The sequence below is a fragment of the Subsaximicrobium wynnwilliamsii genome (assembly GCF_007997225.1).
GTDB lineage: Bacteria > Bacteroidota > Bacteroidia > Flavobacteriales > Flavobacteriaceae > Psychroserpens > Psychroserpens wynnwilliamsii.
The window spans coordinates 199,904-224,357 of sequence record NZ_VORM01000002.1 but is presented as its reverse complement, the minus strand read 5'-3'; the positions used below and the strand labels follow the sequence as shown (position 1 = coordinate 224,357).

Genomic DNA, 24,454 nt, shown 5'->3' with positions numbered 1-24,454 from the left:
TTGTGGTCCTTTAGCTTTTTTCAGGACTGAAGGCTGCAGTTGAAAATAATTGAAAGAAGCCTATATTCTTTACTGATGACTAATCTTTAGTGTCATAACGACGCGCTCTTCATGATCAAAGAAATAATTATCCAAGACCGTTTCGCCCACAAAGCCCAAATCCTTATAAATTTTTATTGCTGAAGTATTATCGGGATAAACCGTCAATGCAATTTCTTCGGCATATTCGGCTTTTAGGAGTTCAATCAATTGTGCAGTGAGTTGTTTGCCCAATCCTTTACCTCTCGCATCTCTATGAACTCCCAAAGATAATACCCAGCCTTGCTGCTTCTTTGTATTTAACCCGCCCAAAGCATATCCTAAAATTTTGTCCTTTTCTTTTGCAACTAAAAAATAGTCTCCAGAAATATCAAACAGCTGTCTTACCACAAACGGCGGATAACTATCGGTATCGAATACGTCTTGCTCAATGGCAATGATGCCTGCTAGATCTTCTAATTGTGCTTTTGCTATTTTGATCATATCGCTATTCTCTTTTCGTTGTAAATCAATTCAAACACATCAATTGGCTAAGTAACAAATCGCGATAAAGCTAAAATGCTGAATCCCTTTATGTATTGATGTCCAAATAGTTAGAACTCCAATTTCTTTCGGCTCGTCATACCCGGCAAAAATATGACCGAATGCGTTTAAATGCTGAATGTTACGTTGCACCAAGAGCTATGCCTACAGGTCGTGATTCTATAAGTTGTGGTATCGTATCTTGACTTGATCGTCGCTCAAGGCAAATTGATGAGGGTTCTAAAACTTGAGCGCCAGAACCCTAAAGATAAGGAGTTCTAAAAGATGTTATCTTGAACGAAACGCTATCTGCGTCGACAATGGCAAATTACTAGGTAATTTATTCTATGGAGTTATGATGTTGCCGTAATTTACGAATCCTAAGGAGTCTTCCTAAATGCAAAACGCGAAGCAAAAAAAGATTGGTAACAATTCCAAATTTGGATGAGGGAAACCTATAGGAACTGACTTGAAAATAGAGCCTAAAATTTAATGGATGAGTCTAATTTTAAGGGTATCGTTCTTTGCGAACGAAAATTTGCAGTCTTTATAATCTGGAGCAGATAATTTTGGTTTGACATTATTTGAAAACCCATAAGGCTCTTTGGGAATGCCGAAGAAATTGCGGTTTAGTACGCCATCTGAATTTTCATCGTGGTACATTGAAATGGCATACTCGCCTTTAGGCAAATCGTCAATCACAAAGATTTCTGTGGCTGAAGTTACTGTTAGCGAATAATCCCTAATGGTGGCGTTTTCTTCTAAAAAGTCAATATCAGTATTAAAAACTCCTATTTTGATGGTACCATCCAGTACTGCTATATTATCGATTTGAATGGTAAGTTTGGTAGTTTCGCTGGGATTTTCCCTTGGATTTTCATCTGAAAAAATGCCTAAGAACAGCACGATATAAATAATAAGAAATTTCATATTTAATTGTTTTGATTAAAAAAATGCGCAATCTGTGTCTCGTTGTTTGTCTCAAAAGCGCGGTAAAATTTCGATTGTTTCAGCAAATACCACTTCATTGACTTTCAAAATATGGAGGCTGTAACCCTAATAAAACCTGACACTTCCGTTGCTTCCATTTTGAAATATTCCTCTAATGGAGGCCGGTTAAAGGTAACATTATTTTCGAGATCCTCACCATACGCAGCACATCCACAGTGAAAAATTTTTAGCGCTAAAAATCAGATTCATACGGTATTTAAACGGATTTGATTTTTCTTCGGAACGTTTTGACCTTCCATCAATAACCGCAATCACAAAATCGTCTTGGAAGAGCTCTTGCCGCAACACCTCAAAGCCGACAGTGCCGGAAATTTTAGTCAATAAAATCTTCGTTTTTTATGACGAATGTAGTTGATCAATTGCACGAACTGATTGATTTCTTGCAAATGTTAGTCCAAGAGGTCTATTCTTAAAGTTTTTGGGAATAGTTTAGGATTTATCACAAGATTCTGGCTATTCATGACGATGCGGTTTTTTTAGTTATCTTATCCTTTTAAAAATGATTTATGGGATATTACAATCTATACAAGTCAAACCTTTAAAACACTAATCCTAATCAACATGCTCAAAAATTCACTTCTCCTGTTGGCTCTATTTTTACTGTGTTTTGGCAATTCAAATGCGCAGTCCAACGCGACTTACATCATTGCAGGCACATTCTACGACAGCCAAAACAATACACTGTTGAAAGACCAAGTACTGCATATTGAAGATTCAGAAATAAAAGCCCTACTTAAACGACAAGACATCCCAAACAATGCACACATTATAGATCTCAGTTCCTACACAGTACTTCCTGGATTGATAGATGCACATACCCACGTGCTCTTTTCCCAAGATGCCAATGAAGATTTTGCGGAATCCAGCATCAACACACTTACCCTAGTATCTGAAGCCTTGAGAACCTTGCGCGGTGCTAAACGCGCCAAGTCCTATCTCGATGTGGGCTTTACCAGCATTAAAGATTTAGGCAATTCCGGTCAGTTCTTGGATGTGGCCTTGCGAGATGCCATTGATGAAGGCAGCATCATTGGACCTCGCGTGTATGCCTCTGGCCCTATTCTGTCATCGGTTGGTGGCCAAATTTATGGCGTCTCGCATAAGCACCAACATCTGGTGGGTTTGGAATATCGCGTGATCACTTCTGTGGACGATGCCAGAAATTCGGTGCGCGAGCATATCAATCAAAATGTAGATCTTATTAAAATCTGTGCCGACAACATTCCCAACAATACCCGTTTAAATAGTGCTGAAATAACCGCCATAGTGGAAACCGCACATCAATACGGCCTTAAGGTAACCGCACATTCCATTAGCAATCAATCGGCTTGGGAGGCCATTCAGGCTGGAGTGGATGGGATTGAACACGGGTTTTTTCTGGAAGATTCCACATTGACTGCAATGGCCACGAAAAATGTGTTTTTAGTACCCACGGAAAATAGCCGTAACTACATGAACACCTATTCAGATTTGGCAGGCTATACCTCGGAAGAACGAGACTTTATAGACGGCTATCTCAATCGATCTAAAGACCGATTAAAGAGAGCTATTGAAAAAGGCGTGACCATTGTGGCAGGGTCAGATAACTACACAGACATCAAGACCACGCGAGGCGCTTCTTCGAAAGATCTTTTCCGTGCCTATTTTGAAGCTGGCATGGCGCCATTGGATATTCTGCAGTCGGCAACCTTTGTTTCAGCTCAGGCCATGAACCAGGACCATGTAATTGGCGTGCTTAAAACTGGAGCGAAAGCCGATATCATTGCAGTAAAGGGAGATCTCATAAACGATTTCGTAAGCAGCATCAATACCATTGTTTTTGTGATGAAAGATGGCCAAATCCATCTGAATACGGTGGAGTGATTTTTTATCTTCAGAAGTGCGAAAAATATTGTGCTGCGTAACAGGTCAAAGCACCATCGGTTTAAAGATTAGGTTTCTGAAAAAAAATTGCCACTGCATTTTCTGTTCGTTAGTCAAGGTCTTCGACTAATATAGAGCGCATACTTTTATTCTTGAATAAAATCTTATATTTAACGCTGAAATAAGATTCTTCCATCACTTTTCAATGAATTGGAAGTCGTCTTTTTCAACCCTAACTCAATTATCAATTCTACATGCGCTTTTTCAAATTGGGCATTGCCCTAATTCTTACTGTTCTCGTATTTTTTGTGCTCAATACCAAATTAGGAAGCATTCCGCCCATGGGCAAATTTCTTAACCCGGTTAGTGGGGTCTGGCAAAATGATTCCGAAGAAATAATCACTGGAAACCTCAGCATCGACGGACTTCTGGATGTGGTTACCGTGCACTACGACTCCATCTTGATACCGCATATTTTTGCCCAAAACGACAGCGATCTGTATCGGGCGCAAGGCTATATCACTGCCAAGCATCGCTTGTGGCAAATGGAATTTCAAACCTTTGCCGCTGCAGGACGACTCTCAGAAATCATTGGAGAAAAAGCCTTGGAGTATGACCAACAACAGCGCCGACGAGGCATGATTTTTGGCGCTGAAAATGCGCTGATTAAAATGAAGGAAGATCCCGAAACCTACAAATTCATGGAGGCCTATCGGGATGGCGTAAACTCTTACATCAATCAATTGGATACAAATGACCTCCCTGTTGAATACAAGCTATTGGATTATAAGCCCGAATTATGGAGCAGTGAAAAAACGGCACTACTGCTCATGTACATGACCAAAATGCTGGCTGGCGGGGATTCTGATCTCGAATACACCAATGCATTGCACCTCTTCGGAAAAGAGCGTTTTGACCTTTTATTCCCAGATTTTTATGGTGAATTAGATCCTGTCATTCCGGAAGACACCAATTGGGATTTCATCACCACTGAAATTACCGCCACGCCAGAACACAAAATTCCTCGCGATTCAATTAGCGAAACCATAGACAAACCACACCCCAATAACGGCAGTAACAACTGGGCAGTTGCTGCGGAAAAATCGGCTAGCGGAAATGCCATTTTAGCAAACGATCCACATTTAGGGCTCAATTTGCCTTCCATCTGGTTTGTGATGCAATTGCAAACCCCAGAACACAATGCAATGGGCGCCACACTTCCCGGTGCTTTGGGTGTGATTTCAGGTTTCAACAATCACATTTCTTGGGGTGTTACCAATGCCACACGTGATGTGCTGGATTGGTATAAAATTGAATTCAAGGATGCCTCAAGGCAGCAGTACAAATATGGTAATGGCTGGAAAAACACAAGAGTACGCGTTGAAAACATAAAGATCAACGGTGCCGAAACCCTCCAGGACTCCGTGATTTATACACATTACGGCCCTGTAACCTATGACAAAAACTTCAAGGGAAATGGCGAAAAAATAGGCTATGCCATGAAATGGACTGGCCATATTGGCGGTAATAATCAGTTGCCTTTTTTACAACTGAATAAAGCCAAAACCTACGAAGATTATGAAAATGCCCTTAAAAATTACACCGCTCCTGCCCAGAATTTTGCATTTGCATCTACCAGCGGCGATGTGGCACTTTGGATCCAGGGCTTGTTTCCCAATAAATGGAAAGGCCAAGGCAAATTTTTAATGGATGGCAGCAACCCAGAAAATGAATGGCAAAGCTTTATCCCGCAGCAATTCAATGCACACGTCAAAAATCCAGAACGCGGCTTTATCAGTTCTGCCAATCAACATCCTGTAGATGAAACGTATCCGTTTTATGTATTCAACGATGGCTATGAAACCTACAGAAACCGGGTTATCAACGATTTTTTCAGAAACAAGGAAAAGATCTCTGTGGAAGATTTTAAGAGTCTGCAAAACAATAATTTCAATCTAAAAGCTTCAGAGTTATTACCAAATATATTTGAACACATGGATGTAACTGGGCTGACTTCCGAAGAAAAAGAAATCTATAATCAAATCAAAGCTTGGGATTTCTACAGCGAAATTGATCAACTGGCGCCGAGTATCTGGGATTTATGGTGGGAAAAACTTTACGACCAAGTATGGGATGAGTTTGAGAACGACGATTTAGCATTGGATACACCGTTTATCTATCAAACCATTTATTTGCTCAAGAACAATCCCGAAGATCAATTTATGGATATCGTGAGCACGCCTGAAACGGAAACGGCAAAAGACCTGTTTTTAATCACATTCAAAGCAAGCGCCAAAGAATTATTAGACTGGAAAGCCAAAAATGGCAATTATAACTGGAGCGAGTATAAAGGCACGTTTACTGGGCATTTACTACAAGCCTTGCCAGCCTTTTCGCGATTTGACATCCCCATTGGCGGCGATTACAACACCGTTAATGCAGCCTCTAAAAACCACGGCCCCTCATGGCGCATGATTGTTGAAATGAGTACGCCGCCAAGAGCCTTGGGTATTTATCCTGGAGGCCAATCGGGGAATCCTGGCAGCAAGTATTACGATAATTTTATTGACGATTGGGCAGCAGGCAACTACCACGAGCTCTTGTTTATGCAAGACAATACAACCAATTCCCAAATTATGGCAACACAAACCTTAACACCAAAACAATGAAAAATGCAATCAATTTTATAGTGACCATTATTGTGGCACTAATACTATCCCAATTTTTGCCTTGGTGGTCTATTATGGTGGCAGGTTTTGTTACTGCCTTGTTTTTTAGCTTGAAACGTTCTGCAGTATTTTTGGTCCCGTTTTTGGCGATCTTATTGTTATGGAGCGTGTATTGTTTTTGGTTGAGCAGTGGCCATGACTTTATAATGGCAAAAAAAATAGCCGTTTTGTTACCTTTAGATGGAAATCCTTATCTGTTGATTTTGGTTACAGGGCTTATTGGCGGTCTCGCTGCTGGTGTTGCGGCGATTTTAGGGAAGCAATGTGCGGTTTTGATAAGAAACTAAGTTATGCTACCGTAAACTCAGTACGCACAGCGTGCTTTAGTGGACTTCAATATGACCAGCCTAAAATATAACGTTCTAAAGATCATAGATATTAATTGAGCTGCCGTGTTAAACGCCCGCCATTTTTATCCTCATTTAAAGCATTAAAAAAAGCGCAACCTTTAGGGCTGCGCTTATTTTATTTAATAGAACACTATGAAATCAGTTTTCAGATCTAATTTTACTGCTTGATCAATTTAAAAGTTGCTTCTGCTGAGGCACTCTGTACTTTCATGAAATACATTCCAGTACTGGCATTAGTCATATCTATGGAAGCCTCTGTAGTCATTTCAGATAAATTTACCTGCTGTATCAATCTACCGTTGATATCGTAAACGGATGCCTTGAGCAAGCTGATGTTATTCATCTTCTTCAGTTTGAACAACCCGTTTGAAGGATTCGGATACACTTGAATCTCGTTTTGCAAAGTTGAGCTTGAAACCGATAAAGTTTCCGCAGAACAATTGTAAACCGCAATATTATCAACAAACCACCCTATTCTCCCGTTGCAGCCATCGGTACCCATCTCCCATCTAAACTGGACGGTATCATTGGCGCTTGCATTTAAAACAGATAAGTCAATCACACTGGTACCCCAGCTTCCCAGGAGCGAACCTCCATCGGTGCCATTAAAGGCTGCTTGACCTTCCATCGGGTTATCGTTACCTGCAGCTGCAGTGTTGAGCACTCCGTTATACGGATTCACAGTGAACGCCTCACTTGGCACAATGGCCCAAAGTCCGCCATTTAGTTTGTATTTCAAATTACCACCGTCCCAATTGGCTTCGGTAGCCAAATAATGATCAAAAGACAGGTCAAAATTACCGGACTCTATATTTGGTAAATTAATGACCGGACTCTCCAATCGCATGATTCCGTTTTCGAAATCATTGACACAATCACCAATGAGACCGGCTTCGGCAAATACGGCCTGGCCCGGCTTTCCGTCTGGCAGATTTCCTTCAACCGTCCAAAAACGGGTATTCCAAGTCTCCGCATTTTCCGGCAATTCTTCAAAATTCCAACCTTCTGTCCCAGTTTCCCAATCTTCAAAAAAGACCCGGCCAGTCGTGGCTGCGTTACAAAGCGCTTCCGAATCTGCCAAAAGTGGCTGGTATTCACAAGCCTCAGGATCCAGCCGCATCTCAACCGCCAGCATGGCTTTGACCACCTGGAGCAGGTCGTTGGCGCTAATGGATTGACCCGATAAACCCGCATCAACATCTGTCACAGATAAGCCTTTTAAATTTATTCCTATTAAATCGGTTGCTGAGGCTTCTAAAGCATCTGCCAAATTAACAAAATCACTGGTTGCAGTTAAATAGCTACTTTGGGCACGCCAAAAAACGTGGGCCGCTTTAGTAAAGCCGAGCGCTTCAATAATTTGGCCATTATAGCTGCCTCCATCCACCAAAAGCACATACGCGTGATTTGGCACACCTGAGTTGGAATGTACGCCTCCAGAGTCGCCCTCACCACATCTGTACTGTAAATCGGAAACTTTGCCTGGATCGTTATTGCAATTAGGATTCCACATATCACGAATGGGAGCTCCAAAGGCCGAAGCGTCTTCACCTATTCGCCAGCGATCTGAACTGTTGCAAAATGTACGCACACTTAAATCTTCAAGATCATCGCTATAATTATTCAAAAGATCCACGGTTTCACCCCAAATATCAGAGTAAGACTCATTGATGGCACCAGCTTGGTACGCGTAAATCAAATTACTGGTAAATTGGGTGTATGCATGTCCCCATTCATGAGCAACCACATCATCTGAGGCAGTGCCGGTGCAGTAATTTGCAGTAACGCCATTCCAACTCGCATTGGGGCAATCGATATTTGGATTATTATTGATGGTGCGCATGGTGCGGCCTGCGCCATCATAAGAGTCATAATTAAACGCATTATTAAAAAGATGATACATGTGACCAGAGGCCAGCACTTCAGTTTGTTGAAAAATATCCAAATCGCCAGGCAATGCATCTCCTTCCTGCCATACTAGGTTACTGTAATTTTCTTCGTAAACCTGCCTGTTGAGCGCGTGCGCTATGCCTGTAAACTGTTCTACCAATTTACCGGTGTTCGCATCGATATACAAAAACTCCCTTACATCGGCATTGTTGCGAATCTCCACTTCATACACCAAATAGGTGTTGCCAACATAGCCTTGAGCCAAACCCTTTGGGAAGATATAGCGTTTGGTATCGAAGATTTCCAGCGCTTGTTTTGAATAATTGATTTGCTGCTTCTCAACGAGCTGAACCGCAATTTGCCCCGCCGCCGAGCTGCTCAAAACCGCAGTAGCCTCTGTTTTGATGTTAGGAATCACTGTGCCATTTATTGCAGTCAATTTGAGATTCTTGTCGAAGTGGAAACGCAATTGACCATCATAAACAGGTACTCCTTCATGCACTTGTTTTAATATCAATTGCTTGAAACCGTAGTTATCTGTTTTGATCTCTTGACTTGTAAATTGCAGCTCAGAATTCTCAATCGCGTAGAGGTCGGCGAAGGCATCTAAAAAAGTAAAGGCTTTTTGCTGAAGGGTATTCCCTTTCAAAGCGAATGGCTGTTGCGCAGGAAACTTTATGAATTCCACAATCCCATTTGAGGGGTTGATTGTGACTTGGGCTTTAGTCTCCGATTTTAATTTCTGGATGGTTTTGTTTCCATTTTGTCCAAAGGAAGCGAAGTTGATGACAAGGAAACAGCAAAATAGTAAGGCAATTTTTTTCATTAAGCGTTTTTTTTCAAAATTTAAGGATAATTTAATGTGTATGAAAGCCACTGCATTGTTCAACCTAGGTCGCAAAAAGCAACCACAACTTTCAAGAGCTATATGAGACAGGTGTTTTAATAAAAAGAGCCTGAGACAAAATAGTCACAGGCTCCTAAGAAGTATAAATAGGTATTGCTTTTTAGAATTGCTCTCTTCCAGAAAAATGGAAAGCACTCTCAATAGCTGCATTTTCGTTGCTATCACTGCCATGTACAGCATTCTCACCTATGGAGGCTGCATACAGTTTTCTAATGGTACCTTCAGCTGCATCCTCAGGATTTGTTGCGCCAATCAAGGCTCTAAAATCATCTACTGCATTTTCTTTTTCCAAAATTGCAGCCACGATTGGACCTCTGGTCATATATTCAACCAATTCCCCAAAAAACGGACGTTCCTTATGGATTGCATAGAATTCTTGCGCGTCCCTTAGAGTCATGTGGGTTAATTTCATTGCCACGATTCTAAAACCAGAAGCAGTGATTTTTTCTAAAATTGCACCAACATTCCCTTTTTCAACAGAATCTGGTTTTAACATTGTAAACGTTCTATTCGTTGCCATTTTATTCTTTTAAAATTTGTGCAAAATTAAGCCATTTATATTGAAATGCAAGTTTAATACCTTTGAATTAGCTCTTGCTGAAGGGTGTTGCCATCACCTCGCATTTGCATGGTCACAGTTTTGCTGCTGAAGTTGAATTTTAAGACCCCAAAACTAATCTCACTAACCACTTTTCCTGAACGAAACCTGTTAGGCTCACCATCAAAACTGGAATAAGCGTGCGTCAAACCACTGGATGTGAAATCTATGATTGGATAAGACAAACCCTTGACAGTCCTTTTGGAAAATTCTGAAATATGGCGATCACCAGAGGTTAGCAATACATTTTTTGCCTTAGACGCCACTATGGTTTTTAGCATCTTATCGACCTCATGTGGAAAATTACCCCAGGTTTCAAAGCCGTGTTCTGAAGATAAAAACTGAATACTACTCACGATAACATTGAAATCTGCCAAAGAATTTTCGAGTTCTTTTTGAAGCCATTGCCATTGTTGCTCGCCCAGAACCGTACCCTCGCCATACGTATTTGGCACATAGCGTTTGCCTTTAACATTGGCGTCGGTCAAGGCCGTTCTAAAAAAACGTGTGTCCAAAATAATGAGTTTGACACTGCCTTTTGGAGTGGTGATCAATTCTGAGTGGTACACACCTTCTCGGTCACGGCGTGCATCGGTTTTAGGCACATTCAAAAAATCAAGGAACAATTGCTGGCTTTCGTTTTTCTTGGGATATCCTGCACCAGCATCATTTTTTCCGTAGTCGTGATCATCCCAAGTACCCAAGATCCTCATTTCACTTTCAGCCAATTGATAAGCCTCTTGACTATGCTGCATCGTATAACTTTTCTCAAGTACCGCCATATCCTCAGTATCTGAATAAACCACATCGCCTCCCCAAACCCAAACTTTCGGCTTGTTGCTCAAAACGTCGTCCCAAAGCAGGTTAGGCTCATACTGTTTATTGCAGGAGCCGAAAGCGATAACCAAATCCTCAGATTCACTTTTTGAGATGTTATCTCGAGTTTTACAGGCATAAATACTTAAAAAAAGCAGAAAAATAGAACAGTATCGTATCATAACAAGAGCGTTAATGTTTTGGCAAAAGTAACAATAAGCATTAACACTTTATGTTATAAAATTGTAACTTCGCTCCCTATGGATAAACACGCTATTTCAAGTATAAAATCGCTGCTCAGCACACCAAAGCATATTGTTATTGTACCTCATAAAAACCCAGATGGTGATGCCATTGGCTCCACATTAGCACTGTGCCATTACCTAAAACTTCACAATCACCATGCGGTGGTAATTGCACCCAATGACTATCCAGACTTTTTAAAATGGATGCCCGGTGAGAACGCCATTTTAAAGTACGACAGTCAAAAACAGGATTGTGACCAAGACATCGAAAAAAGCGATATCATTTTCACATTAGATTTCAATGCACTCGGTCGTATTGGTGCCATGGAAAACGTGATTACAGCTTCCGAAGCAAAAAAAATCATGATAGACCATCATCAACAACCCGATGATTATGCTGATTTCATGTATTCGGATGTGACAATGTCTTCCACCTGTGAAATGGTCTTTAATTTTATAGAGATGTTAGGCGATGTGGATAAAATAGATAAGGCTATCGCGAGCTGTCTTTATACAGGGATTATGACCGATACGGGATCCTTCCGGTTTTCATCAACCTCAAGCAACACCCATAAAATCATTGGGAAGCTTATTGAAACCGGCATTAGTAATTCTGAAATCCATAATAACATCCACGACTCCAATAGTTACGAAAGGATGCAATTATTGGGATGCGCGCTTAGCAATTTGAAAGTGATCCCAGAATATCAAACCGCTTATATTACTTTAACTCAAGAGGAGCTCAATACATTCAACTTTAAAAAAGGAGATACTGAAGGTTTCGTCAATTATGCGCTATCGGTTAAAGGCGTGATCTTCGCCGCCATATTCATTGAAAGCCACCAGGATAAAATCATCAAAATATCCTTAAGAAGTAAAGGGGATTTTTCTGTAAACGATGTGGCTAGAACTTATTTTGAAGGTGGTGGACATACCAACGCAGCCGGCGGGAAAAGTGATTTAAGCCTCAAAGAGACCATTGAAAAATTTATTGGTATCTTGCCACACTATCAAAAAGACCTTAAAACACAATGAAACCAACACTTTATCTAATACTCTTAGTACTTTTCGCAAGTTGCAAATCGCCAGATGCCCGTAGGCCAGAGTCGGTTAAATCGGGTTCGTTCATAAAGGAATCTGCCGAGCGCAATAAAAAGCTCAATGACAAGGAGCAGCAACTCATAGAAGAAATAATTGCTGAAAATTCAGAGAACAATTATATCGCTTCCAACACTGGCTTTTGGTACCATTACAATACCAAGGTAGAAAAAGACACCATTACTGCCGATTTTGGCGATCTCGTCAACTTCGACTACAATCTAAAAGACCTCAAAGGCAGAACGATATATGCTTCGGAAGAATTGGGTAACCAAGATTATGTAATGGACAAGGAAGAACTTTTTACAGGACTTCGTGAGGGCCTCAAGCTTATGAAACCCGGCGAAACGGTAACTTTTATGTTCCCATCACAAAAAGCATTTGGATATTATGGCGATAAAAAACGCATTGGCACCAATATCCCGCTCATATCCCAAGTGACTGTAAACGCGATTAAAAAAGATTAAATCAAGCTTTTTTGAATTGGATTTTGAAAATCCGCAGAAAACGCTACTTTTGGCAGCTTAAATTGACCATTTAATTCAAAACAAAAACAATGAAATTATTAAGTAAATCATTAAAAATAGTAAGCCTTTGCTTATTGGTGTCTTTAACCTCTTGCAAGGAGCAGTACCCAAATCTTGAAGATGGGCTATATGCCGAAATTGTGACCTCCAAAGACACAATGCTCGCTAAGTTATTCTATCAAAAAGTGCCTGTGACCGTGGCTAATTTTGTGGCATTGGCCGAAGGTAACCACCCAATGGTAAGTGAAAAACACAAAGGCAAACGCTTTTATGACAGCACTACCTTTCACCGTGTCATCGATAATTTTATGATTCAAGGTGGCGATCCAACTGCAACTGGTTCTGGAAATCCCGGTTACAAATTTGAAGATGAGTTCAATCCAGATTTAAAACATGACAAACCCGGTATGCTGTCCATGGCAAACTCAGGACCAGCAACTAATGGGAGTCAGTTTTTTATCACAGAATCGCCTACGCCAAATTTAGATAATCGCCATGCCGTTTTTGGCGAATTGGTTAAAGGTCTTGATGTCCTGGATTCGATTTCTAATGTTAAAACCGATCAAAGTGATAAGCCTATTGAAGATGTGGTGATTTACAAGATCAATATCATTAGAAAAGGATCTGATGCCAAAGCCTTTGAAGCAGCTAAAGTTTATGAGGAAGAATTACCGAAAGTTAAGGAAAAGCAAGAAGGACTTCGTGAATTGGAGCGCTTAAAAGCTGAAGAAGAGCGACAAATGCGCGAGGAAAAATTAAAAGAGGCTGCCGCAGCGATGAAACCTACACTAGAAGACTATAATTCTAAGGCCAAAACCTTGGCATCTGGATTGAAAATGTACATGATCAAAGAAGGCGAGGGACCAAAACCAAAACAAGGCCAAACGGTAAACGTTTTGTACGAAGGGTATTTTACCGATGGCATGTTGTTTGACAGCAATGACGCTGAAGTTGCCGAAGCCAACGGCGTTTTTGACCAAAGACGAATGGATGCTGGTATGTATGGCGGTATGCCCGTTGAAGTATCTCCTGATGCCCAAATGATCGCTGGATTCAAAGAAGCCATCGCTACTCTAAAAGTGGGTGACCGTGCGTTTTTCTATTTGCCATCCCATTTGGCTTATGGCGAGCGAGGCAATAGAGGCATCAAACCAAATACCGATTTGACCTTTATTATCGAAATCAAGGAAATCATGGAATAATATAATTTTCTTCGGAAATCAAAAAAGGCGAATTCCTGAGGGAATTCGCCTTTTTATTTTTAAGAAATCCGATGCAAAATCGCAAATTTCAATTGGATTAAATTTCCATTATAAATTTGCGGAATCATAATAAAATCCCATGCGCAATCGCAAATTTCAATTGGATTAAATTGCCATAATCATTTTGCGGAATCATGATGAAATCCAATGCGCAATCGCAAATTTCAATTGGATTAAATTGCCATTATAAATTTGCGGAATCATGATAAAATCCCATGCGCAATCGTGGCGTACGGACAGGTCGCGACCTGTCCCTACCGCATGCCAATATCAAAATTCCATTTCATTCATCATAATTTGATGAAATCAAAATCAATTTCCAAAAAAAATTATTTTTTGGGAATATTTTTTAAAATTTCCATTATAAATTTGCGGAATCATGATGAAATCCAATGCGCAATCGCAAATTTCAATTGGATTAAATTGGATTAAATTGCCATAATCATTCTGCGGAATCATGATGAAATCCCATGCGCAATCGTGGCGTACGGACAGGTCGCGAGCTGTCCCTACCGCATGCCAATATCAAAATTCCATTTCATTCATCATAATTTGATGAAATCAAAATCAATTTCCAAAAAAAATTATTTTTTGGGAATATTCTTCAAAATTTCCAAAACGAATTTCCAATATTTCTGCGCCGATGATATTTGGGCTCTTTCATCTGGCGAATGCGCGCCTTTGATGGTTGGACCAAAACTAATCATATCCATATCTGGATAATTTTGGCCTAGGATGCCACATTCCAAACCGGCGTGGCAAGCTGCCACGTGAGGTTCTTCTCCATCATTCAATTTTTTATAAAGAGGCACCAACACTTTGAGGATATCAGAATCCATATTAGGTTTCCAGCCTGGATATTCGCCGTTAAATTCCACTTCGCAACCGGTAAGTTCAAAAGTCGCTCTCAAAGCATTTGCCAAATCCCATTTAGAACTTTCCACAGAACTTCTGGTCAGGCATTTTATGGTAATTTCGCCATCCTTAACAATCACTTTGGCAATATTATTTGAGGTTTCCACCAAATCTGGGATATCGGCACTCATGCGATATACGCCATTCAAAGCCGCATACAGTGCGCGGGTCAAACCCTCTTGAACACCCAAATCCATGATGTGTTTTGGGGTTTCGATTTGGGAAACTTCGATTTTCAAATCGGGTTCCATGGTTTTTAGTTCGGTCTTGATTTCGGTTTCCAGGTCTTTCAAATCTGATTGGAACGCTTCTTCATGAATTTGATCAATAACCACAATCGCATTACTCTCTCTAGGGATTGCATTGCGTAAACTACCACCATCAATTTCTGAAATGCGCAAGCCGTAGTTCTCGAAACCATCAAACAACACGCGATTCATGATTTTATTGGCATTGCCCAATCCTTCGTGGATTTGCATGCCCGAATGTCCACCCTGCAGGCCTTTAACGGTTATTTTAAATCCGGTTTTGAACTCAGGTGTTTCTTCTAATTTATAGGTTCTCGAGGCAGTGACATCCACGCCGCCGGCGCAGCCCACGCCAATTTCATCATCTTCTTCGGTATCGAGATTCAATAAAATATCTCCTTTGAGCACAGCGCCTTTTAAGCCCATGGCACCCGTCATTCCTGTTTCTTCATCTATCGTGAAAAGCGCTTCTATTGCAGGATGCTCGATATCTTTACTTTCGAGGATCGCCATGATGGTGGCGACGCCCAACCCGTTATCGGCGCCTAAAGTGGTGCCTTTTGCCTTAACCCAATCCCCTTCAATTTTCATATCAATCCCTTGGGTGTCAAAATCGAAATTGGTATCGTTGTTTTTTTGGTGCACCATATCCAAATGCGATTGCAAAACGATGGCCTTGCGATCTTCCATCCCTGCGCTAGCAGGTTTTTTGATGATGACGTTGCCCACCCCATCTATTACAGTTTCGAGATTGAGGCTTTTACCAAAATCTGTCATGAATTGAATCACGCGCTCCTCCTTTTTTGAAGGGCGCGGTACTGCATTAAGGTCGGCAAATTTGTTCCAAAGTGCTTTGGGTTCTAGTTCTCTTATGGCTTCGTTCATTCTGATTTATTTTTTTGATGTTATTATTTAGATCTGAAAGGTTTCCGTTCGAAAACAGCTGCTTTTGAAAAACGCCAACACGAACGAAATAACCCGCATAAAAGCGAACTGCCTTTGCAAATCATCGGTTTTTGCGAAGTTACGAATTGTCGAGAAGATATTTGGAATGGATGGTTGATGTTTTAGGCTCTAGTTTAATCAAGTATTGATGCTTTAAATTTAATTTAAAATCCAGATATTTTGAGTTGTCTCCATTCTAGGAAATTCAATTAGGGCCTTCAGGGTCAGGGTAAAATTAATTGTATTTTCGGCATCATGTTCTTGCCCCTCCAGGTAGAAATCGAGACTAAAGTGCGACATGATGCCGAAAATTGCAATGCTCAGCTATACTACCTGTTTTAAACTAGAGCCATGTTTTCTTTAGCGGAAACTTCTTTCATCCTATTTCAAATTGAGTCATAACGCTACTCTTAGATGCATTTTAGTTAGGCTATTGTAAAATTTTCGCCACTACTGAAGCATCATGAATAAGAACCCGCATTCCACAAGCAGATCAACACAAATACTTTATCTGGAAAATATACGCTAAAGGCGTTCTAATTATGAAGCAAATGGATTGGCAAACTCTGGCTTTCAAAAATTACAGTACTTTGATTGATTTTTTTTTAACCTACGCAGCTAAAAACCCCAGCTACGCAAAATGACCTTACTCCTACTCCTGATGGCAGTGGCATCCTTTTTGGCGACAGGTGAAGCGCAGCGCAACCTGTTGCCAAAAAGATAGAACGAACAGCAGGATACCCACTTTATAAACGGGCAAAAATATAGGGTTCAAATAATGAGATTCATTTTAATAGCTACCGCATTTCTAAAGCCATTTTGAAAATCTTTTGATTAAATTTGAAGCATGCCCAAAAAGAGAAAAATCATCCTTGCGTTGTCTATCATTCCGCAAGTGCTATTGATTAAAGTTTTAGCCTTGTACCCAGATTTTGTAGAAGCATTCTACAGCCATGGCGTTTACAGGTACATTTCGAAAACGCTAAGGTATTTGCTGGGATGGCTGCCATTTTCTTTTGGGGATTTGCTCTACACGTTTGTGATTATTTATGCCATACGTTGGTTGATCTTGAATGGAAAACGGATTTTAAGGGATTTTACAAATTGGATATTAGAGGTCTTGAGTGCAGTGTCAATTGCGTATTTCGCGTTTCACTTGTTATGGGCTTTCAATTATTACCGTTTGCCTTTGCACCAGTCCCTAAACATCGAATCAGACTATACCACTGCCCAACTGATGGATTTTACTAAGCAACTCATCGCGAAGACCAATGCGATTCACTTCAAAATCACTAAGGACGACAGTTTAAAAGTGACAATGCCCTACTCCAAGTCTGAACTGCTCAAAAAAGTGCCCGAGGGTTACGAGCATTTGGCAAAGGAATTCCCCTATTTGGCCTATAGCCCGAGTAGCATTAAGCGTTCTATTTATAGTTTACCATTGACCTACATGGGCTTTTCGGGCTATTTGAACCCGTTTACCAATGAAGCACAAATTGACGGACTCATCCCAACCTACAAATACCCAACCACAGGCAGCCATGAGGTAGCCCACCAATTGGGTTATGCTGCGGAAAACGAAGCGAATTTTATTGGCAGCATGGCAACCATGAAGCATCCCGATGTCTATTTTAAATATTCTGGGCATGCGTTTGCGCTTCGGCATTGTTTGGGCGAACTCTATAAACGCCAGCCAGAGACCTATTATGAAGTTTTGGCTACGATAAATCCAGGCATCCTTAAAAATTATCAAGAAGTGCAAGGTTTTTGGGATCGCTACAAAAACCCAACTGAGCCTTTGTTTAAATCCACTTACAACAATTTCCTTAAAGCCAATAACCAAACAGCAGGCATGAAAAGTTACAGCTATGTCGTGGCTTTATTGGTCAATTATTATGAAGCGCATCCTTTGGATTAAAACTTAAGTTCAAGATTTATGGCTTAAGGCTAAGCGTTTAAATTTCTAACTCGGAACGCGGAACCCAGAACTCGAAATGCTCCATTTTTAATCTTGAACTTGAAACCTTAAACTTCCGAGTTAGATATTAGCGTTAAATTTATATCTTTAGAAACTAATACAAACCAACACATCTATGTCCAAAATTAAATTAGCCCTGGTGCTCTGTTTATGCAGTTTTGCAATACATGCCCAGGAATACTTTCCAAAAAACGATGGTGTAAAAACCAAAAACACCAATTTTACCGCGCTTACCAACGCTAAAATCTATGTGACGCCCACTCAAATTCTTGAAAATGCCACCCTTTTGATTAAAGATGGCAAGGTGGTAAGTTCCGGGAAATCGGTAGCGATTCCAAAAAACACGAATGTCATAGATTTAGAAGGTAAGACCATATATCCGTCCTTTATAGATATGTATTCCAGTTTTGGCATTGAAAAACCGAAACAACAAGGGGGCGGCGGTCGAAATCCGCAATACGACCCAACGCGAACCGGCTATTATTGGAACGACCATATCATGCCCGAGCAAAAAGCAATTTCAAGCTTTAAGTATGACGACAAAGCGGCTAAGGAATTAATGGCGGCCGGCTTTGGTGTTGTCAACACTCACGTTGAAGACGGCATCGTTAGAGGGACTGGCGCACTGGTGGCGCTTAATAACGAAGTAGGCAATGGCTCCAGAATCTTAGACGATAACTCCGCTCAGTACTTGTCCTTCGAAAAAAGTGAAGCTTCCAAACAGGCGTATCCAACTTCCACTATGGGAGCGATGGCTTTGTTGCGCCAAATGTATTATGATGCCGATTGGTACGCCAAGGGCAATATTGAGACCAAGGATTTATCCCTTGAAGCCTTGAACAAACAGAAGAATCTTGTCCAAATCTTCGATGCTGGCAGTCGCGCCAATGCTTTGAGAGCCGATAAGGTAGGAGATCTTTTCCAAATTCAATACGTGATTCTTGGTGGTGGCGACGAGTACGAGCGCATAGCCGATGTCAAGGCGATGAACGCAACGCTGATTCTCCCCGTGAATTTTAGGGACGCTTATGATGTTGAAAATTCGTTTTTGAGCGCATCCCTTTCTTTGAGCGATATGCGTGCTTGGAGCCAAGAGCCCGCAAATGCTAAGGTTTTAGCTGAGAACGGCATTTCTTTCGCTTTCACAACCAACGCATTGAAATCTCCAAAAACGTTCTTGGAAAATGTACGAAAGGCCATAGCTTACGGACTCCCAAAAGAAACTGCTCTAGCTGCACTTACCACTATTCCTGCTAATGTGTTAGGCAAATCTGCTGAAATAGGTTCCTTACAAAACGGTGCTTATGCCAATTTCCTAATCACTTCGGGCGATATATTTGATGAAAAGAGCACCCTATTTGAAAATTGGGTGCAAGGCGAACGTACGGTTCTTGACGATATGATGGTCAAGGACATCAAAGGCGACTATGAGTTTAGCTTGGCTGGCGAGGCCTATAAGATGAGTTTGAAAGGCGAGCCCAGTAAGCTTAAAGTAGAAATTACCAGTGAAGGCAAAAAACGCGGTTCAAAAATCAATTACAGTGATGATTGGCTTTATCTCACGATGACCACCCAAGACTCCACAAAACAGCAATTCATTAGATTGACCGCGAACCTCACCAAAAGTGACGACTTGAATGGAAAGGCGATTTTCCCAGATGGCAATGAAATGACCTTCTATGCAAAAAAAGTAGAGGCTTCGGAAACTGCTTCCGCAGAAAACCCAGAGAAAACTGATGAGGATGCTGAAGAGGATTCCGAAGAAAAGGATAAATCAGATGGTCCAAAAACCACCGCGCCATTGACCTATCCCAACGTCGCTTTTGGTTTTGACGAGCTGCCCAAACAAGAAACCTTGCTTTTCAAAAACGCCACCGTTTGGACCAATGAAACCGATGGTACTTTAGAAAATACCGATGTGCTCATCAAGAATGGAAAAATTGCCAAAATAGGTAAAAATCTTTCTGATGCCAGCGCCAAAACCATCGATGCCACAGGAAAACATTTAACTGCGGGGATAATCGATGAGCATTCGCACATTGCAACTTCCTCTGTCAATGAAGCGGGACAAAATTCTACTGCGGAAGTAACCATTGAAGACGTGCTCGATGCAGAAGATATTGACATTTACCGCAATCTCGCTGGTGGCGTCACTAGCATTCAAGTTCTGCATGGCTCGGCCAACCCAATTGGTGGTCGCTCGGCAATTATTAAGCTGAAATGGGGCGAATCGCCTGAAAACTTGATTTATAAGGAGAGTCCGCAATTTATAAAATTTGCCTTAGGTGAAAATGTGAAGCAGTCCAATTGGGGCGATGAGGCGAGAAATCGATTCCCGCAGTCACGCATGGGGGTTGAACAATTGTACATCGATTATTTTACCAGAGCCCAAGAATATGCTGCTCTAAAAAAAAGCGGAAAACCCTATCGCAAAGACATCGAAATGGATGTGCTCGCTGAAATCTTGAACAGCAACCGATTTATTACCTGTCACTCTTATGTACAGAGTGAAATCAATATGCTCATGAAGGTGGCAGATCAATTCGATTTCAACATCAATACCTTTACCCATATTTTGGAAGGCTATAAAGTCGCCGATAAGATGGCTGCTCATGGTGTTGGCGGTTCTACATTTAGTGATTGGTGGGCCTACAAATATGAAGTCAACGATGCCATTCCCTACAATGCTGCGATTATGCATAATGCTGGAGTAACGGTTGCCATAAACAGTGATGATGGTGAGATGGCCCGTCGATTGAATCAGGAAGCTGCAAAATCGGTTAAATATGGCGGTATTTCAGAATTGGAAGCGTGGAAGTTTGTGACTTTAAATCCTGCAAAATTGTTGCACATTGACGATCGCGTGGGCAGTTTGAAGGTTGGCAAGGATGCCGATGTGGTACTCTGGAGCGACCACCCAATGTCCATTTACGCTAAGGCCGAAAAAACCATAATTGAAGGGGTTACTTATTTTGATTTGCAACGCGACCAACAAATGCGCACCAAATTAAAAGCAGAGAAAAGCGATTTGATCAATCAAATGCTCATCGCAAAAAACAAAGGTCTTAAGACACAACCCATCAAAAAAGACGAAAAAGTGCAGATGCACTGTGACTATATTGACCAGCAGTGAAACTGAAATTGAAGCTGAACTTGAACTTGAACTTGAACTTGAACTTGAACTTGAACTTGAAAAATTATACAGCAAAGCTGAATTAAAAAATATAAAAAGGCCACGAATTCACGAATTTCCAATTTAAACTATTCGTGTAACTGCCTATCGGCAGATAGATTTGTGGAGAAAAAAATAAATAACTATGAAGACATTTTATAAACTCACGCTCTTAGCACTCATTTTTAATTTCCAATTGGGAAGTGCACAACAAACACCGGCTGCAAAACAGAGCCAACCCATTGCTATCACTGGCGCGACTGCACATATTGGTGACGGTACTATCATAGAGAATAGCATCCTGGTTTTTAAGGACGGTAAATTGACCACCGTTGCCGATAGCGCGATGACTAAGATAGACTTGAGCGGCATGGAAGTAATCGATGCCAGCGGAAAGCACGTGTATCCCGGTTTTATAGCCCCTAACTCCACGCTCGGTCTTGTAGAGATCGATGCCGTTAGAGCCACAGACGATGATTCTGAATTGGGCTCTTGGAATCCGCACATTAGAAGCCTGATCGCTTATAACGCCGAATCGAAAATCGTAGAATCCATGCGCCCAAATGGCGTGCTCATTGGCCAAATCACACCAAGAGGCGGACGCATATCTGGAACCTCTTCCGTAGTGCAATTTGACGCTTGGAACTGGGAAGATGCGGCGATTAAGGTTGATGATGGCATTCACATGAGTTGGCCAAACTCTTTTTCTAGAGGCCGTTGGTGGTTGGGAGAAGATCCAGCCATGAAAGTCAACGAGGATTATGACAAACAGGTCACTGAAATTCAAAGCTACTTCAACGCTTCCAAAGCTTATGAGAATGGCGATACTAAAACCATCAATCTACCTTATGCTGCTGTGGCAGGTCTATTTGACGGTTCAAAAACACTCTACATTGAAGTCAATGACGAAAAAGGCATTACCGATGCCATTCATTTTGCAAATTCAGAAAATGTCAAAGCTATGGTAATTGTTGGCGGCTACGAAGCTTATAAAGTGGCCGATTTACTTGCTAAAAACAATATTCCCGTTCTGCTCAATCGCGTGCACTCAAGACCAAACGCTGCCGATGATGATTATGACTTGCCATTTAAGCTCGCTAAACTTTTAACCGATAAAGGTGTGATGGTTGCGTTGCAGGCCGACGGACAAATGGAACGCATGAACACAAGAAATCTTCCTTTTTACGCAGGCACAACCGTGGCTTATGGTTTGACAAAAGCACAAGCTTTGCAGCTCATAACGCTAAATCCAGCAAAAATATTAGGGATTGACAAAGACTATGGCAGCTTGGAAGTTGGCAAGAGCGCTACCTTATTTATAAGTGAAGGCGATGCGTTGGATATGCGAACCAACATCCTTAGCAGAGCTTTTATTGATGGTCGTGACCTTAGTTTGGAAACCCACCAGACTGAATTATGGAAGCGTTATTCAAAGAAATATAGTGCAAAAAAGTAAGCATCATTGCACAACTTCAGCACCTTCTGGCAAATTAAACATAGAATCATCCATTTTTTCTTCGGAAATCAGGACGTCACTAAACTCCAAATCCCGCTGTTTGGTGGTGGGTAGATTATTTTCATAATTGTACCATGTGAGCGTTTTTGGCAGGGTCAAGCCGTTTAGGGTTTGCCAATCCCTGTATTTTATAAAGTGGTAGGCCTCCTCTTTTTCATTCGTGAAAAACGTCACTGTGTAACCCAGCCAAGCCATTTGATAAGTTTCCGAGTCATAATACATCACATAGTTGTCTTCCGGTGATTCGCCGACTCCTGCCTTATAAGAAATTTTGATGCCAGGATAGCTTTTACCTTCAAATTGCAAGGGTGCGATGTTTTCGTAAATAATTCCGTCGTCGCCCAAAACGAAAGGCATGGCATAAAAATAAAACATGAGGTTGTAATAAAATTTCGGGTTGCCCTTATAGGAAGTGGTATCTGCCTTTTGAAGCCAAACATTTTCGCCATCAAAGCCAATGTGGTGCTTTGGCATTTGAATGAGCGACTTTCGGTTTTTTAAATCGGTCGTTGTAATTTCATCGCCCCCCTCTTTATCCATTGTGAATTTGAGTGTATTCATGGCGTTCCAAGTACCAATACCACCGTGAGCCTCAAAAACCTTAGATAGGTTTTCAGGATAATTTAGGGAAGGCCTGGTTGATTTTACTTCGGAAGGCTGCTCGTTGCCAACCGGCTTCCGTTCACTATTAGCGTCTTTACAAGCTGCAAAGACTAAGGACAGCACTATTAAAATGATTTTTAACTTCATAAGTGTGAGGTATTGGTTTCAAGATTTGATTAAAATAAGAATTATGTTTCGATTTTGGCTTAAGGCCGAACTTTATATCCATCGCCTTATCCTAAAACCACGTTAATTTTCGGAAAGCACGACAGAAACCGCTTGCATTTTCTATTTTTGTAAACTATTGTTTGAAAGCAATCCAAAAACTCTAAAAGCATGCAACTCAATTTAACCAAACCCATTTGTTTCTTCGATTTGGAAACTACGGGAATCAATATCTCCAAAGACCGCATTGTTGAAATCGCCATCTTAAAAGTGCACCCCAACGGAAAGGAGGAACGTTATACCCAACGCGTCAACCCAGAAATGCCCATCCCTGCAGAAGTCACTTTGGTTCACGGAATATCTGATGCCGATGTAGCAGATATGCCCACTTTTTTAGAGATTTCAAAGGAGGTTCATACCATGATCAAGGATTCAGATTTGGGAGGTTATAATTCCAATCGTTTTGACATTCCGTTACTGGCAGAGGAATTATTGCGTGCAGATGTGGATTTTGACATGAAAAACAAGGTTTCGATTGATGTGCAAACCATCTTCCATAAAATGGAACAACGTACCCTAAGTGCTGCCTATAAATTTTATTGTGACAAAAACTTAGACAATGCCCATAGCGCTGAAGCCGATACGGTTGCGACCTATGAAGTCTTGAAATCCCAATTGGATCGTTATGACGAATTGGAAAACGATGCCAATTTTTTGGCAGATTTCAGCTCACGTAAAAAATTCGCTGATTTTGCAGGTTTTATTATCTATAACAAAAAAGACGAGGAATGTTTCGCCTTCGGAAAGCATAAAGGCAAGCTCGTGACAGATGTTCTCGACAAAGAACCAGGGTATTTTGGCTGGCTGCTAAATGCCGATTTTCCGCGATATACCAAAAAGGTGTTGACCGCCATTAAATTGAGGGCGTTCAATAATAAGCTTAGCTGAAGATGAATTTAAAGATGAAGTTGAATTTGAATTTGAATTTGAATTTGAAAATAGCTTAAAATTGAAGACGAAGACGAAGATGAAGATGAAGATGAATTAAGAATAGG

19 protein-coding genes are annotated in these 24,454 nt (G+C 41.0%); 11 read left to right on the top strand and 8 right to left on the bottom strand.

The features are described 5' to 3' along the window. Positions 1-69: 69 nt before the first annotated feature. The 3 genes from ESY88_RS02360 to ESY88_RS02350 all read right to left on the bottom strand — a co-directional run bounded on the left by ESY88_RS02360 (position 70) and on the right by ESY88_RS02350 (position 1,893). Entirely contained in the window at positions 70-522 is a 453-nt protein-coding gene (locus tag ESY88_RS02360) for a GNAT family N-acetyltransferase (protein ID WP_147085295.1), read from the bottom strand. Positions 523-1,050: 528 nt separating this feature from the next. Then, positions 1,051-1,491: a DUF2141 domain-containing protein gene (locus ESY88_RS02355; protein ID WP_147085294.1), complete on the bottom strand. Its 441-nt coding sequence runs from the start codon at positions 1,489-1,491 to the stop codon at positions 1,051-1,053. Between the two features lie 213 nt (positions 1,492-1,704). Further along, the gene (locus ESY88_RS02350; RefSeq protein WP_147085293.1) at positions 1,705-1,893 is read right to left on the bottom strand and encodes a hypothetical protein; all 189 of its coding nucleotides are present in this window, start codon (positions 1,891-1,893) and stop codon (positions 1,705-1,707) included. Positions 1,894-2,133: 240 nt separating this feature from the next. Here ESY88_RS02350 and ESY88_RS02345 point away from each other — a divergent pair, with 240 nt between their 5' ends. From ESY88_RS02345 to ESY88_RS02335, 3 genes are all read left to right on the top strand, one after another. Then, the gene (locus ESY88_RS02345) at positions 2,134-3,435 is read left to right on the top strand and encodes a metal-dependent hydrolase family protein (protein ID WP_147085292.1); all 1,302 of its coding nucleotides are present in this window, start codon (positions 2,134-2,136) and stop codon (positions 3,433-3,435) included. 254 nt (positions 3,436-3,689) lie between these two features. Beyond that, positions 3,690-6,104 (top strand): penicillin acylase family protein, encoded by a 2,415-nt coding sequence (locus ESY88_RS02340; RefSeq protein WP_147085291.1) that lies wholly within the window; start codon positions 3,690-3,692, stop codon positions 6,102-6,104. Continuing rightward, positions 6,101-6,451 carry a hypothetical protein gene (locus tag ESY88_RS02335; RefSeq protein WP_147085290.1) on the top strand — a complete coding sequence of 117 codons (351 nt, stop codon included), beginning with the start codon at positions 6,101-6,103 and terminating at the stop codon, positions 6,449-6,451. The genes ESY88_RS02340 and ESY88_RS02335 overlap by 4 nt, the downstream gene beginning before the upstream one ends. Positions 6,452-6,671: 220 nt before the next feature. Here the strand turns inward: ESY88_RS02335 and ESY88_RS02330 are convergent, their stop codons facing one another. The 3 genes from ESY88_RS02330 to ESY88_RS02320 all read right to left on the bottom strand — a co-directional run bounded on the left by ESY88_RS02330 (position 6,672) and on the right by ESY88_RS02320 (position 10,907). After that, positions 6,672-9,230, bottom strand: a complete 2,559-nt coding sequence (locus ESY88_RS02330; RefSeq protein WP_147085289.1) for a M4 family metallopeptidase — start codon at positions 9,228-9,230, stop codon at positions 6,672-6,674. Between the two features lie 181 nt (positions 9,231-9,411). Next, entirely contained in the window at positions 9,412-9,831 is a 420-nt protein-coding gene (locus ESY88_RS02325) for a nucleoside-diphosphate kinase (protein WP_147085288.1), read from the bottom strand. Positions 9,832-9,884: 53 nt separating this feature from the next. Then, on the bottom strand, positions 9,885-10,907 hold the full coding sequence (locus ESY88_RS02320; protein ID WP_147085287.1) for an alkaline phosphatase D family protein: 1,023 nt from the start codon (positions 10,905-10,907) through the stop codon (positions 9,885-9,887). Positions 10,908-10,985: 78 nt separating this feature from the next. Here ESY88_RS02320 and ESY88_RS02315 point away from each other — a divergent pair, with 78 nt between their 5' ends. The 3 genes from ESY88_RS02315 (at position 10,986) to ESY88_RS02305 (ending at position 13,797) form a co-directional block, all read left to right on the top strand. Beyond that, positions 10,986-12,005: a DHH family phosphoesterase gene (locus ESY88_RS02315; RefSeq protein WP_147085286.1), complete on the top strand. Its 1,020-nt coding sequence runs from the start codon at positions 10,986-10,988 to the stop codon at positions 12,003-12,005. Continuing rightward, complete coding sequence (gene gldI / locus ESY88_RS02310) at positions 12,002-12,535, top strand: gliding motility-associated peptidyl-prolyl isomerase GldI (RefSeq protein ID WP_147085285.1); 534 nt, start codon at positions 12,002-12,004, stop codon at positions 12,533-12,535. Before ESY88_RS02315 ends, gldI begins: the two co-directional genes overlap by 4 nt. A gap of 89 nt (positions 12,536-12,624) precedes the next feature. Then, a complete protein-coding gene (locus tag ESY88_RS02305; protein ID WP_147085284.1) occupies positions 12,625-13,797 on the top strand; it encodes a peptidylprolyl isomerase in 1,173 nt (390 codons plus the stop codon). 644 nt (positions 13,798-14,441) lie between these two features. Here the strand turns inward: ESY88_RS02305 and ESY88_RS02300 are convergent. Further along, positions 14,442-15,905 carry an aminoacyl-histidine dipeptidase gene (locus ESY88_RS02300; protein ID WP_147085283.1) on the bottom strand — a complete coding sequence of 488 codons (1,464 nt, stop codon included), beginning with the start codon at positions 15,903-15,905 and terminating at the stop codon, positions 14,442-14,444. A 907-nt stretch (positions 15,906-16,812) separates the two neighbouring features. Here ESY88_RS02300 and ESY88_RS02295 point away from each other — a divergent pair. The 4 genes from ESY88_RS02295 (at position 16,813) to ESY88_RS02285 (ending at position 22,571) form a co-directional block, all read left to right on the top strand. After that, positions 16,813-17,883 carry a DUF3810 domain-containing protein gene (locus ESY88_RS02295; protein ID WP_147085282.1) on the top strand — a complete coding sequence of 357 codons (1,071 nt, stop codon included), beginning with the start codon at positions 16,813-16,815 and terminating at the stop codon, positions 17,881-17,883. A gap of 175 nt (positions 17,884-18,058) precedes the next feature. Continuing rightward, complete coding sequence (locus tag ESY88_RS02290) at positions 18,059-21,076, top strand: amidohydrolase family protein (RefSeq protein WP_147085281.1); 3,018 nt, start codon at positions 18,059-18,061, stop codon at positions 21,074-21,076. After that, positions 21,054-21,203 (top strand): hypothetical protein, encoded by a 150-nt coding sequence (locus tag ESY88_RS20830; RefSeq protein WP_189702491.1) that lies wholly within the window; start codon positions 21,054-21,056, stop codon positions 21,201-21,203. Before ESY88_RS02290 ends, ESY88_RS20830 begins: the two co-directional genes overlap by 23 nt. Positions 21,204-21,260: 57 nt before the next feature. Further along, positions 21,261-22,571: an amidohydrolase family protein gene (locus tag ESY88_RS02285; protein WP_147085280.1), complete on the top strand. Its 1,311-nt coding sequence runs from the start codon at positions 21,261-21,263 to the stop codon at positions 22,569-22,571. Positions 22,572-22,574: 3 nt separating this feature from the next. On the opposite strand, the gene ESY88_RS02280 is transcribed toward ESY88_RS02285, so the two are convergent. Further along, on the bottom strand, positions 22,575-23,381 hold the full coding sequence (locus tag ESY88_RS02280) for a DUF6503 family protein (protein WP_147085279.1): 807 nt from the start codon (positions 23,379-23,381) through the stop codon (positions 22,575-22,577). Positions 23,382-23,570: 189 nt separating this feature from the next. Between ESY88_RS02280 and ESY88_RS02275 the strand changes: the two genes are divergently transcribed. Continuing rightward, positions 23,571-24,347, top strand: a complete 777-nt coding sequence (locus ESY88_RS02275) for a 3'-5' exonuclease (protein WP_147085278.1) — start codon at positions 23,571-23,573, stop codon at positions 24,345-24,347. Positions 24,348-24,454: the final 107 nt, after the last annotated feature.